The sequence below is a fragment of the Dictyobacter sp. Z7_2 genome (assembly GCF_057551105.1).
Genome location: NZ_BAAJPE010000001.1, coordinates 3,484,810 through 3,498,380, shown reverse-complemented (window position 1 = coordinate 3,498,380; position 13,571 = coordinate 3,484,810). Strand labels below are relative to the sequence as shown.

9 protein-coding genes are annotated in these 13,571 nt (G+C 48.9%); all 9 read left to right on the top strand.

Going from position 1 to position 13,571, the window contains the following annotated elements:
• The first annotated feature begins 41 nt into the window (after positions 1-41).
• The 9 genes from AC27N8_RS13525 (at position 42) to AC27N8_RS13485 (ending at position 13,525) form a co-directional block, all read left to right on the top strand.
• Positions 42-3,236, top strand: a complete 3,195-nt coding sequence (locus AC27N8_RS13525; protein WP_487067844.1) for an alpha-L-rhamnosidase-related protein — start codon at positions 42-44, stop codon at positions 3,234-3,236.
• A 154-nt stretch (positions 3,237-3,390) separates the two neighbouring features.
• Positions 3,391-4,413: a hypothetical protein gene (locus AC27N8_RS13520; protein WP_487067842.1), complete on the top strand. Its 1,023-nt coding sequence runs from the start codon at positions 3,391-3,393 to the stop codon at positions 4,411-4,413.
• 236 nt (positions 4,414-4,649) lie between these two features.
• A complete protein-coding gene (locus AC27N8_RS13515) occupies positions 4,650-5,855 on the top strand; it encodes a saccharopine dehydrogenase family protein (RefSeq protein WP_487067840.1) in 1,206 nt (401 codons plus the stop codon).
• Positions 5,856-7,010, top strand: a complete 1,155-nt coding sequence (gene nspC / locus AC27N8_RS13510; protein ID WP_487067838.1) for a carboxynorspermidine decarboxylase — start codon at positions 5,856-5,858, stop codon at positions 7,008-7,010.
• 137 nt (positions 7,011-7,147) lie between these two features.
• The gene (locus AC27N8_RS13505) at positions 7,148-8,212 is read left to right on the top strand and encodes an ornithine cyclodeaminase family protein (RefSeq protein WP_487067836.1); all 1,065 of its coding nucleotides are present in this window, start codon (positions 7,148-7,150) and stop codon (positions 8,210-8,212) included.
• A 350-nt stretch (positions 8,213-8,562) separates the two neighbouring features.
• Positions 8,563-9,561 carry an ABC transporter ATP-binding protein gene (locus tag AC27N8_RS13500; protein ID WP_487067834.1) on the top strand — a complete coding sequence of 333 codons (999 nt, stop codon included), beginning with the start codon at positions 8,563-8,565 and terminating at the stop codon, positions 9,559-9,561.
• The gene (locus AC27N8_RS13495) at positions 9,530-10,318 is read left to right on the top strand and encodes an ABC transporter permease (protein ID WP_487067832.1); all 789 of its coding nucleotides are present in this window, start codon (positions 9,530-9,532) and stop codon (positions 10,316-10,318) included. The genes AC27N8_RS13500 and AC27N8_RS13495 overlap by 32 nt, the downstream gene beginning before the upstream one ends.
• A 96-nt stretch (positions 10,319-10,414) precedes the next feature.
• On the top strand, positions 10,415-11,146 hold the full coding sequence (locus AC27N8_RS13490) for an ABC transporter ATP-binding protein (protein WP_487067830.1): 732 nt from the start codon (positions 10,415-10,417) through the stop codon (positions 11,144-11,146).
• 24 nt (positions 11,147-11,170) lie between these two features.
• Complete coding sequence (locus AC27N8_RS13485; RefSeq protein WP_487067828.1) at positions 11,171-13,525, top strand: FtsX-like permease family protein; 2,355 nt, start codon at positions 11,171-11,173, stop codon at positions 13,523-13,525.
• Positions 13,526-13,571 lie beyond the last annotated feature (46 nt).

Genomic DNA, 13,571 nt, shown 5'->3' with positions numbered 1-13,571 from the left:
TGCTATTTCTCCAGTTTTTTTGCGCAGAAAGGTTTATTTACATGCAAGGATGTGTTTGGCGTAAACCTGTGGTCATTCTTCTGATCATCTTGTTATTTTTGCAATACCTGCTCGTTCGTCCCCCGCTCGCCCGGGCAGCGACGAGTGACTGGAGCATTCAAAATGGAGTGATGAGTGCTCAGGGCGGCGGCGGTGGTCTACTGGGTTTTGGTTATAACTGGACTGACTACACTATGACTTTCTCCACCGAGATTACCTCCAATCAGTCAGGTTGGATTGTGCGTGGTCAATCAGCTAACAACAATTATCTTCTGATCCTCGATGCAAACAACGACACTGTCGGACCACAAAATGCCTTGCAGCAGGTTGTAGGCATCGGCAGCAACACCTATGTTTCTCTTGCCTCGGTCTCGCTGGCACAAAATTTGCTGCCTGGCACGTGGCACACGGTGAAGACTGTCGTTCAGAGCACAACCATCACTACCTATCTTGATGGTAGCCTGATTGCCTCCTTCAACTCTACTAATTTTTCCGGTGGCACCCCATCGTACTCCAGCGGCACAGTCGGATTTCGCGAGTCCACTGGCGAGACCGCTCTCTACCAGAACCTGCAAGTGACCGACATGAGCGGCACCATCCTCTACCAGAACTCCCTCAGCCAGCCTGCTAATCTCAACGATTTTTTTGTTCCGGGCAGCAGCACAACACCTCTTCCCTGGCCTTCAAATCCAGACTGGCAGCAATATGTACAAGCACCAGCATCGCGTGACGTCCATCCAGTTGCGGTCCTCAGCACCGCCGGAAATGTTACCAATGCTACTGCTCTGACTCAGCCGGGTAGTGGTCAAAGCACGACCTTGACCTGGTCAGGTTCAGGCACGGCCCCGACGATCGTTCTGGATTACGGCAAAGAGGTCGGTGGACTACCACAATTCACCGTCAGTGCTGAGTCGGGTTCTCCCACCCTTCAGTCAGGATACAGTGAAGCATTGCCATACCTCACTCCAACGGGAGATGGCGGAAGCCCCTGGGCCTCTGGCGACCCACAGCGTTACGATAGCTATAGCGTCACGCAAACGGGAAACATCGTCAACCGCTACATCCAGGGAGGCGAACGCTACCAGGAGATCACTCTGACCTCCGCTGGAAGCGTGACGCTTAGTGCTGTAGAGATCTACTATGAACCGTATCAGGGCACAGCTAATACCTACCAGGGCTATTTCGTCACTGACAATACCCTGCTGAACCGTATCTGGTACGACGGAACGTATACGCTCAACCAGATGCAGATCCAACCCAACACCACCTCTGGTGCCTGGAACATACAAAACAGTGCGCTCAGTATTCAGGGTGGCAATGCAGCGCTTCTGGCTAGTGGCAGCAGTTGGACCGACTACACCATGACCTTTTCTACTGAAATCAATAATGCGCAAGCTGGTTGGATTGTACGTGGCCAATCTCCCAACAACAACTATCTATTGATTCTCAATGCCGACAATGACACAAGTGGCACAGCCAATTCGCTCCAGCAGGTTGTGGCCACTGGACTCAATACCTATACCGCGCTGGCCACTGTCGCACTACCCTTTGACCTGAAACCAAATACCTGGCACAGCGTCAAAACCGTCGTCCAGGGTACTACCGTCACCACTTCTATCGATAACCAGCAGATCGCCTCCTTTAACTCAACCAGTCTTCCCAGCGGCACCCCAGCATATGCCAGTGGAACTATCGGCTTCCGTGAGTATGGTAGCGAAGCAGCAAGTTTCCAGAATCTTAAAGTCGTCGATAGTAGCAACAACGTTCTCTATCAGAACGCGCTCAGCCAGCTATCAGCGCTCAGCGACTTTAATGTGCCCGGCAATAGCCTGCCGCTTATTCTGGATGGAGCCAAGCGTGACCGAGCAGTCTGGGAAGGTGACCTCAGCGTTGCTGGTCCAACCCTCTACTATTCCTCGAACGCCACTGACTATATTAAGGACTCCCTAAAGCTGCTGGGCAGTTATCAACTGCAAAGCGGCTTTGTCACTGGAGATCTCTCCCCAAATACCGCACTTAACACCGCCGGGCTACTTCCTGGTCAAACGACCAACTACTCGGCCTCGTACTCGATGTACTGGGTTACAAACCTGGCGGACTACTATCTCTACACCGGCGATAGTAATTTTATTAACCAGGAGTGGTCAGGCATCGCCAGTGAACTGGCCTGGAACGCACAGCAGGTCAACAGTCAAGGCCTCTTTATTACCGATAGCAACGATGGTGACGATTGGCACTATTATGACAATGCCCAGATTGGCGCGATAGCTTCGTTTAATATGCTCTACTACCAGGCGCTCAAAGCCGGAGTCCTGCTCGCAACCGCTGCTGGCCACGCCGACCAGGCCGCAACATATCAGACGCAAGCAAACACGCTCAAGAACGCGATTAATCAGTACCTTTTTAACACAACGACAGGAGCTTACAACATCAGTACCACACAGACCGGGGCGGTGCCACAGGATGCTAACGCCCTTGCTGTTCTCTACGGCGTCGCGCCCACAAACCAGGTCAACGGCATCCTCTCAACCATGACCCAGAGCTTGAAGACCACCTACGGAGAACTGGATGTCTCTCAGCCTGCATCCAACGGCGGCTATACCCAGCTCATCAGCCCATTTATCGGTTCTTACGACCTCTGGGCACGCTTCCAGAGTGGCGATACCACTGACGCCATGAACCTGCTGACCACCGAATGGGGACATATGGCCACCACGACCACTGGCCCTTCTGGTACCGACTGGGAACAGATAGCCATTGATGGGACACTCGGCGGAGGTAATGTTAGCGCCGAACATGGTTGGTCAACCGGCTCAACCACCGCGCTCTCGGAGTACGTCCTGGGCGTCTCACCGATCCAGCCTGGCTACCAGACATGGCAGATCAAGCCTCAGCCCGGTACACAGCCCTGGGCCGAAGGCCAGGTCCCCACCCCACACGGCACCATTGCCGTTCAATGGGGACAGAACGCCGTCAACCAGCAATTTGAATTGCAGGCCCAGGTACCAGCCAGCACCAGTGGCACCATTGCCATTCCGATCGCCAATGCCCAGGCCACCATCGTGGTCAACGGCAGCACCGTCTGGAGTAACAATAGCTTTCACGCAGCCACCGGTATCAGCGCCGGTCATAGTGACGGTCGATACGTCTATCTGACAGCGACTGGCGGAGCGACCTATCTCGCAACCAGTCACTAACGAGCACGTAGCTCAGAAGCAGGTAACATCAGGTCAGACCTGATGCTGCCTGCTTCCACGAGAGCGCACATCTCCTCGTCAAAATACGACGCTGCCAGCGTATACTTCTCGTAAAAGATCAAAATATTTCTATGGCAAGGAGCAAGCCTGAACCTTGAATAATCAAGCTATCTTTTTTTCATTTCTGCGACAACCAAGCACATTTACCGAATTGCAAATGGGACAACAAATCTTTAGCAGAGAAGAGATCCAACCATTCCTTTCCTCCATCCAACACTTACACACAGTTGAGGAGAAAAACGCCGTCCTGCGAGAATTTGCGACTCTTCTTCCCACCCTCGATGGATTCCATGCCGGGATACTGGCATTGCTCTGTGGCATTCTTATTGAACAAGGAGGTGATGTTTCTCTTCCTCTCAACGCGACAGTGGAAACGCTGCATAGTCAATTAAAGCTACTGAAACAGTATATAAAAATAAGCGAAGATGAGTACGATGAAGACCTGTTCCAGCGCTTCCCGGAGGCCATCCGTGCCCATGCCGCCCTTCCATTTCTCGCCCCTGCGGTCATGGCCATGCTTTGCCGAGAAAAGGACGCACGCAAACATTGGAGTCAACAACAGGATCTTCGTACACTCCTGAACGAATTGGAAGCAGCCGAAGCAATCCCTTTCTATCTTCATGCCATCTTCTCTTTGTGGGACGATCAGGATCTTCTAGTCCTTGATCAGATGAATATGCGTGGCTTTCTGACACGCCTGATAGGTGTCCAGGATGTCATGTATCACTGTTATGCACTCCTGCAACATGCTCTGCTAGAACTGACTGGACCAGATTATCTGGACGCAACACCAACTGACCCTCTGGCGGTCCGTTTTGCCCAGAATCGCGACATGACGCCAGATGATTATCGAGAGGCGCAAGAGCTCATTGATTTCCAGCGCTTTAATTTCAGAGTTCCGGGAGGACTAATTTTCTTTCCAGGCTCAGCACATTTTACAGAACTCCCCACCTTCGACGGAGTACCACTGTTACTGGTCGAAAAGAAACACATTACGTTTCAATGGGAACCCGCAAATATGTATCCAGTGTTGCACCAGGCCCTGCACTCACGCATCGAGATTGTTCGCGAACTTACACGCGAGGAAGTGGAAGACTGGTTCGTGCGTCTCGGTTGATTAAGGCATTGTCTTCTTTTCAGATCATCGCTTTGAACTAAATAAACTCAGATGAAAGCACTGGATCGGACAGGACGAGACAATTCGCAGACACCTCTGCTTACATTCTTGTCGTTCGGTTGTGCCAGCGTGTATAATTCTATGCAGAAGGTACAAGCAAGAAACACACAAACAAACAAGTTAAATCATAAGTCAGTTTGCTAACTGTTATTAGCATCGAGGAAACATAACATAATATGGGGAAGATTCTCATTATTGGGGCAGGGGCAGCAGGTAGTGTTGTGGCAAAAAAATGTGCCATGAATCGGGATGTTTTTACTCATATTCATCTTGCGAGTCGGACTTTTGCCAAATGTGAAAAAATTAAACGTGAGATAAAATCAGAGATAGATATATCGCAAGTGGATGCTGATAATACCAGTGAAGTGATTGCTCTGATCGAGAAAGTTCAGCCCGATGTCGTGGTAAATATGGCCCTGCCCTATCAGGATCTATCTATCATGGATGCCTGCCTTGCCACCGGCACTAACTATCTGGATACAGCCAATTATGAGCCAAAAGACGAGGCAAAATTCTCCTATAAATGGCAATGGGACTATGAACAACGCTATCGAGAAAATGACATTCTTGCGGTTCTTGGTTGTGGATTTGATCCAGGTGTAACTGGAGTTTTCTGCGCCTACGCCCAGAAGCATCTCTTTGATGAAATCCACGAAATTGATATTGTTGATTGCAATGCCGGTGACCATGGTCAGTCATTCGCTACGAATTTCAACCCTGAAATCAACATTCGTGAAGTTACTCAGAGGGGCAAATACTGGCAGGACGGTTCTTGGATTGAAATCGATCCGCTTTCCATATCGAAAATGGTTGATTACCCAGAGGTTGGACCCAAAAAATCCTACCTGCTGTATCACGAAGAACTCGAGTCTCTTGTCAAAAATATTCCACATTTAAAGCAGATACGCTTTTGGATGACCTTTTCAGATAATTACATCAAACATTTAGAAGTGTTACAGAATGTTGGCATCACCCGCATTGATCCCATTCTTTATAACGGAGTGGAAATTATTCCCCTCCAATTTCTAAAAGCACTTCTACCCGAGCCATCATCTCTGGCTGAAAATTACACCGGTAAAACATCCATTGGGTGCATTATCCAAGGGATAAAAGACGGTCAACCGAAGAAGTACCTGATCTATAATGTTTGCGATCATGCTGAGTGTAACAGAGAAGTAGGTGCTCAGGCTGTTTCCTACACGACTGGCGTGCCAGCAGTGGTAGGCGCAAAAATGATGCTCACAAAAAAATGGGCTGGAACAGGTGTCATTAATGTTGAGCAGTTTGATCCTGATCCATTTCTTGAAGAGTTGAGCAAACAGGGTCTGCCCTGGCACGTCCAGGAGCTTGATCCAACCAGTCAGGATGAGGTGGTAGCTTAAATGCTACTACCAGAAAAACTGGGATCGATCAAAACGCCCGCTTATGTCCTGGATGAGCGAGCGTTAACCCATAATCTTGAGAACATCGACGCTATTCGTGCGACCACTGGAGTAAAAATCATCCTTGCCACCAAAGCCTTCTCTATGTTTCAGGCATTTCCTCTCATGCGGAACTATCTGGATGGTACAACCGCGAGTGGCTATTACGAAGCACGACTTGGTCATGAAGAGTTCGGCAAAGAGGTCCATGTCTACTCGCCCGCTTTTGATGATGATGAAATAGCAAAAATTATCCCTCTTGCAGATCACATCACATTTAATTCGGTCGGACAATTTCGCAAATTCTATTCAGAAATTAAAACACACAGACCTTCTCTATCACTGGGCATCAGGATTAATCCTGATATTTCATTCGTGCAGACAGACCTCTATAATCCTTCCGCATTGTATTCGCGCATGGGGAGCCTGAAAAAATACATTGATCCGGAAACGCTTGGTTTATTAGAGGGGCTACACTTCCATAACCTTTGCGAGAATATGGCTAACGATTCTATCAAACTGATCGATTTTGTCGAAGACAATTACGCTGACTGGCTACAAAAAGTCAAATGGGTCAACTTCGGGGGCGGACATTTTATTAATCATCCAGATTATAATATTGCGCAACTTATTGCCCGCTTGACTGCTTTTCGCGCCCATTATCCTGAACTTGAAGTCATCCTGGAGCCTGGAGGAGGCGTTGTCTACGATACTGGCTATCTCGTTGCCAGCGTGATTGATATTGTTGAAAACAGCAAGCACATTGCGATTCTAAATACATCAGCCACAACCCACATGCCTGACGTGTTAGAAATGCCTTATCGTCCTCCTCTTTACGGCTCAGGCATGCCGGAAGAAAAGCGTTTCAACTATATCCTGGCTGGCAAAACGTGCCTGACTGGCGATGTAATTGGTGAGTATTCCTTCGATCAACCATTACAGATTGGCGATAAGCTGATTTTTACAGAGATGATGCAATATACCATGGTCAAAAACACGACCTTTAACGGCATGCCCTTGCCCGACATCGCTATTTTGCGCGAGAATGGTAACTACGATATTTTAAAATCATTTGACTACCACGATTTTATGGAAAGATTAGGAACTATTGAATAAAAGAAAAGTGCGCTTTCTCACGTAGAAGAAATAGCGACAAAAGAGCATGACACGTCCTCTACCTTTCAACTATGCTGACAAGACAAGACACACCGCCTACCTCGGAAATTTCACGCTAGATGAGAGGCTTTTTACTGATGATTGATACCGATAACATCCTTTATCTCACACGTAAAGACGTTGTACAAGCTTGTCAAGATATCGACAGTGTTGCGATCATCAAAGACATGTTTCGCCTGCATCAGACGCAACAAACCATTTTACCAGACGAAGCATATCTGGGTTGGACAAACAAGCGTAACGAACAAGCTCGCAGCTTAAATATGCCTGGTTACGTCGGAGGATCTTTTCAAAGTGTTGGGACCAAAATCATTAACGGCAACATCGCCAATCCCCAACATGGTTATCCACGAGCAAGTGGTCTGACTCTTTTACACGATGCACTTACAGGTCGTCCACTCTGCATCATGGAAGGAGCATACATTTCTAGCCTGCGTACCGCCAGTGTGTCGCTTTTAGCAGCCGAGCTACTTGCCGGACCAGCCGTACACAGTGTTGCGGTCATTGGAACTGGCGTACAGGCGCAGGCACATATCGCATTGCTGTTACAGCGAAAACAACAGCACTATCCCCATCTTACTGAAATCAGACTATTCGATCTCTCGCCTGAACGTCTTCAAGAAGCACAGGCTGCCCTGACAGAGATCATAATCCCCCATGCAGTCACGCTCACCATCGCTACGTGCGCTGAAGAAGCCATCAATCAAGCACAACTTGTCATTGCCACCACCACCACCACCGAGGGTTATATCGAACACGCATGGTTACAACCCGGTACCATCATTTCCAACATTTCGCTTGATGATCCACTCCCGGAAGTCGTCTTCAAAGCCGATTACATTGTTATTGACGATTGGTCACTGATCAAAGCTGATACTCGCCGTCTACTGGGTCGTATGTATCGCCAGGGACAGGTCATAGGACCCGATGATACACCTGCATCATCTTCTTCAGCAGATCAATGCCGACGTATCGATGCTCAACTAGGTGCTATCATCACTGGTGACAAGCCAGGACGCCGCCACGAGAGTGATATCATACTCGTCAATCCTTTCGGACTGGCTATCGAAGATGTTGCCATTGCCAGTTGCGTCTATAAAACTGCCAGACAACAACAACTTGGTATCTATCTTGAACGCTAAACGAGACCTCAGGCGAAAGAAGAGTCCTTCTACCCACTCGGTACAAAAAATACGGTTTCAATGGCATGACATTTATATCGGCTCAACGTACGCTTAAAGATGAGATAAGGTCGGTTTTATTGTCCCTTATATACTGCTATGGACAACAGAAGCGATATTTCACGCACGATTTTGATGAGTACAAATGTGTTCATCTCATGCTATTCAATCGTCTGAGTGAAACCGCTTGCTTGGCTCAGACATTTCTTTTCAACTCATCACCTTCCCATACAGGAGCGTGGTAGCTGTGCCAGACACGTAAGCGAGACGTTTACAATTGCTTTTTATTGCATGTCAGGAGATCAGATATTATGGCAGCAAACGATCCATCACCTGCCTCTATTGAGATTACGCATCTCAGTAAAATCTATGGACGCCCTCGCAAAACGGGGATTACAGCCGTCGATTATTTAGATCTTTCTATTCCCAAAGGGCAAATTTTTGGTTTCCTCGGCTCCAACGGAGCTGGCAAAACGACTACTATCAAGATGATCTGTGGGCTCGTCACTCCCACAACCGGCACCATCCGCGTCAATGGTTATGATGTCGCACATCAACGCGGTGCCGCCATGCGACAAATCGGAGTCGTGCTTGAGGGTACACGTAACGTCTATTGGAGACTTTCCGCCTGGCAGAATCTTCTCTACTTCGGACACCTTAAGGATCAATGGGGAAAGCCTCTACGCCTACGTGCAGAGGAATTACTGCGTGATTTTGATCTCTGGGATCGACGCAACGATCCATTACGTACTTTTTCACGTGGCATGCAACAGAAGGTAGCCATCTCCTGTGCCCTGATTGCCGATCCTCCGATCATTCTTCTCGACGAGCCCACGCTTGGACTGGACGTCCAGGCGGCACGCACCATGAAATCATGGGTCAATAAACTAGCGCGTGAGCAAAACAAAACGGTTATTCTGACGACGCATCAATTGGATATGGCTCAAGAGCTATGCGATCGTGTTGCTATCATGAGTAAAGGGCAGTTATTGACCAACAAACCTCTCAACGAGCTCTTAGATGTTTTCCAGCAGGAATACTATCAGATACAGATCAAGGGTCAGCTATCCGATCGGACACCGTTCCCTCAACTTACATTCGAGGAGGATGGTGAGAACATGCAATTGACTGGAGTCATCTCCAGTCGAGCAGTGCTCCATCAGTATCTCTGCTCGCTCTATGATCAAGATGTTACGCTCCTCGGAGTCAAACGCGTCGAGCCTAATCTAGAAGAGATTTTTGTCCGGCTCCTTAGTGGAGGAGAGAAAGAGGAGGATCATGATCACCGCATCGTTAGCGTCACTCAATGAGATCTATAAACGCCTGCTGATCATCTGGGACTATAAGTTTAATATTATTACCCAGTTGATTCTCATTTCAATTATTTTCATTGGGGCCAGTTTTCTCATCGGAGGCGGGCAGTTTCATCAAGATCAACTGGTCACGTTGTTCTTAGGCTACGTTATCTGGTTCTACGCACGTATCGTCATCATGAGCACAAGCGCCGATCTCATCGGTGAAGCTCAATCGGGAACCCTGGAGCAAATGTATATGACCCCTGCTCCTACCGAAATGTTGCTCGTCGGACGTGTCATCGCAATGCTCATTACAACGACTATTCAGGTAATCCTGACAAGCTTCTTGCTCGTACTCATCATGCGTATTCAGCTTCCACTGCGTTGGGAAGCAATTCCAGTCTTATTTTTAACGCTCGTTGGCCTCTTCGGCTTCGCCTTGATCCTGGCTGGAGCCACCCTGGTCTTCAAACAAGTCGAGTCTCTGGCAGATCTCATTCAAAATCTGCTTTTATTCTTGACTGGCTCACTTCTACCCATTGAAAACTTCCCCACGTGGCTCGCCATTTTCGCCCGGACCCTTCCCATCACAGAAGGTATTGATGTGTTACGCGCCATTCTACAACACAATCAAACGCTCTCATCCACCTGGGATAATGGTAGCCTGATACTCCTGATCGTCAATTCAGCCGTTTACCTGACCGTAGGTTGGATCTGCTTTAAATGGGGAGAACACACCGCCAAGAAACAAGGTTCGCTCAGTCATTATTAACTTACAGCTCTCTTATTATGGCTATACGACAAACGTCGGCATTTTCGACGCTTACAGCACAACATGTGTAATACGAAAGGCGGCAAATACGAGTTTATGTCCACTACTGAATTACAACCTACACCAGAGCAGACGGATCAGCTACAAACACAGATTCGTGTCGAGCAAGTCTCGAAAGTGCTCAGTCACCAGATGACCCGCACAACCATTCTCGAAGACATCTCATTCTCGATCAATACAGGTGAGCTTTTTGCCATCAACGGCCCATCGGGCAGTGGCAAATCCACCATTCTCAATATACTCATCGGAGTTGATCGTCCCAGCAGCGGGCGCATCTTTTTTGCCAATCAACTCTTACAAGACATGAGCGAGAACCGTCTGGCTCGCTGGCGTGGACAAAACGTAGGTATCGTTTTTCAATTCTTCCAACTCCTGCCCACGCTCACCGCCCGTGAAAACATTCTCCTCGCGCTAGAATTAGGCCATACCTATCCACGCCGTCAGTGGAAGGACCGAGCCAACGAATGCCTTCATCTGGTCGATATGGACGCCTATGCGGAACGTCTCCCCAGCGAACTATCAGGTGGACAACAGCAGCGTGTCGCCATCGCCCGTGCGCTTGCCAACAATCCGCCGGTCCTGGTCGCTGACGAGCCCACTGGAAATCTGGATTCGAAAACCGCAACCCAGGTCTTTGACCTACTCGATAAGCTGACGCAACAAGGAAAAACCGTCATCTACGTCACACATGATCCTCATCTCTCGACGCGAGCGCACCGCTGCATTCATCTCCTTGATGGGCATCTTGTCCAGAACAATGGCGAATAATCGATAGTGTAGGAGTAATACGTCATGCGTGCGTCGACCAAAAAAGTCATCACAGATATCTGGTATCGCAAACTGCGGACCATCTTAACCATCCTGGGCATTGCCATTGGGATTACTGGACTAACCGGCATCAGTATCGCCTCCAGCCACTTCCAAAGCAGCCTGGAATACAGTAGCAGCCAACGCCTGGCTCCAGACATGCACATTTACACGCCTCCCACCAATCCAGTTCTTGCTACATTTATTCAGCAGCAGCCAAACATCAAGACGGTCCAGGCTCAAGGAGGCATTGTCACACGCTGGCAGATCGGTTCTGACAAGAAATTGATTCAGGTTGTCGGCGTCCTCGATTTCCAACATCAAAAACTTGATAAATTCCAGCTTATCGAGGGAAAACTGCCTGGAGCGAGCGAAATCGCCCTGGAGAGTGGAGCGCGAACATTCTCGCCCGTCAAAGTTGGAGATCATATCCTCTTACAAACAGGCTCGCAGTATCAGCAACTGACCATCTCTGGCTTTGTACAGACTCAGGGACGCGCCACAGCGGCCATTGACAACGAAGCCTATGGCTACATGCATGAAGCCAACTTTGAGCAGTTCTTTCATCGTACAGGCGTGACAGACTTTGAGATCCAATTAAACAACTACGATCAGCGTTATCAGACCCTGGGCCAGCTCTCGCAATCCCTCCAGCAAGACCGTCACATCCCACTTGACGGTAGTAATGTAGGGCGTGATGATAGTGTGCAACAGATTGCTAATGGAATCTTTAGCCTGATGAATGTTCTTTCTGTCGTAGCGCTACTGCTCAGCCTTATTCTGATTATCAGCACCATCAGTTCGCTGATCACAGAACAGATTCCCACCATTGGCACCATGAAAGCCATCGGGGGACAACGTGGACAAATTATCCGCCATTATCTTACTATCGTCTTCTGCTATGCCTTGATCGGCACGTTGCTTGGGATTCTGGCTGGTATTAGCGGAGGCTATGCGCTGGCTACCTACCTTGGCGGATTGGTAAGTCTGCATATCGGACCATTAACCGTTACGCCGTTACAAATCATCTTGAATGTACTCATTGGATTACTGGCACCTCTGCTGGCTGCGTTATTTCCCGTCTTTCAGGGTACCAGGATTACAGTGAAGCAGGCATTAAGTGGTTATGGAGTCACAAACACCACTCATCAACGAGGGGTTGGATCACGCCTTAGTTATGTGTTCACACGTCTTTTTCCACAAACGATGCAATTCGGCATGCGTAGTATCTTTCGTAAACGCACCCGTGCTATTCTGACGATGATCACCTTAACCATCGCTGGGACCGCCTTCTTAGCTATTCAGACAGCTAGCTTTTCGTTCACCAGCTTCCTCGATCAGATGTACAACAACTACCACTATCATGTTTTAGTCGCTCTCTCTGATCCCATTGCACTCAGCGATTATCAGCACACCCTCGCATCAGTATCAGGAGTAAACAAGATTGAGCCACTCTTCCAGGACACTATCTCAACCAACTGGGGTGACGCCACGTTAACCGGCCTGCACAGCAACACACAGTTCTACCAGAAAACAGACCTGACGGGACGCTGGTTCCGTGATGATGACCAGAACGTTGTACTTCTCAGTAAAGATGCAGCCACCAAATCTGGCCTGAAAATTGGCGACTCAATCACATTCCACTATGGTCCGCACCAGGCCACCTGGCACATCATCGGAACGGTACAGGACTACAGCGGAGTTGGTACTGATACGCTTGGGGCACTTATTGCTCCGCTTGCGCAGGTTAATGCACTGATGGGGATCGGACCGGATCAGACCCAAAAAGTTATGATCAGCTCAACGCAGGCGCAACCCGACCAGGCGTCTCTCAACGCACTAAGCAAACGTGTTGACGATGCAATGAGTACTGCCGGCTACCTCCCTGATGTCCTCACGGTACAGGATGAAATAGCACAAGCGCAAGCAAAATATCAAACCGTCTTCATCTTATTAGACATGGTTGCCATCATCGTCGGCTTTGTCGGAGCAGTCGGGCTGGCAAATGCATTAGCCATGAGTGTTTTAGAGCGACGCCGTGAAATCGGCATCTTACGCTCAATGGGAGCGGTTGGAACAAAAGTAGCGCAAGTCTTCTGGACAGAAGGGAGCACCATCGGCCTACTGGCCTGGCTACTCGCGCTGATCCTTGGTCTACCGGCATCCTATGCACTGGTGCTTTTACAGGGAAAACTGCTCGCCCCTATCCCATTTGCATTTGCGCCCATCAATCTCATCTGGATGTTAGCAGCTATTTTGATTCTAACATCACTCGCCAGCATTGGTCCTGTTGTGGGAGCCATGCGTGTGAAAATAGCCCAGACATTACGCTACGAATAGCCTCATGCATAGAGACGGTATCGAAAACGAACTCCTCCTTTCCCTG

Coding starts and splice junctions, on each gene's coding strand:
- AC27N8_RS13495 (WP_487067832.1), top strand. CDS start 9,530: ATGATCACCGCATCGTTAGCGTCACTCAATGAGATCTATAAACGCCTG.
- AC27N8_RS13515 (WP_487067840.1), top strand. CDS start 4,650: ATGGGGAAGATTCTCATTATTGGGGCAGGGGCAGCAGGTAGTGTTGTG.
- nspC (WP_487067838.1), top strand. CDS start 5,856: ATGCTACTACCAGAAAAACTGGGATCGATCAAAACGCCCGCTTATGTC.
- AC27N8_RS13500 (WP_487067834.1), top strand. CDS start 8,563: ATGGCAGCAAACGATCCATCACCTGCCTCTATTGAGATTACGCATCTC.
- AC27N8_RS13490 (WP_487067830.1), top strand. CDS start 10,415: ATGTCCACTACTGAATTACAACCTACACCAGAGCAGACGGATCAGCTA.
- AC27N8_RS13525 (WP_487067844.1), top strand. CDS start 42: ATGCAAGGATGTGTTTGGCGTAAACCTGTGGTCATTCTTCTGATCATC.
- AC27N8_RS13485 (WP_487067828.1), top strand. CDS start 11,171: ATGCGTGCGTCGACCAAAAAAGTCATCACAGATATCTGGTATCGCAAA.
- AC27N8_RS13505 (WP_487067836.1), top strand. CDS start 7,148: ATGATTGATACCGATAACATCCTTTATCTCACACGTAAAGACGTTGTA.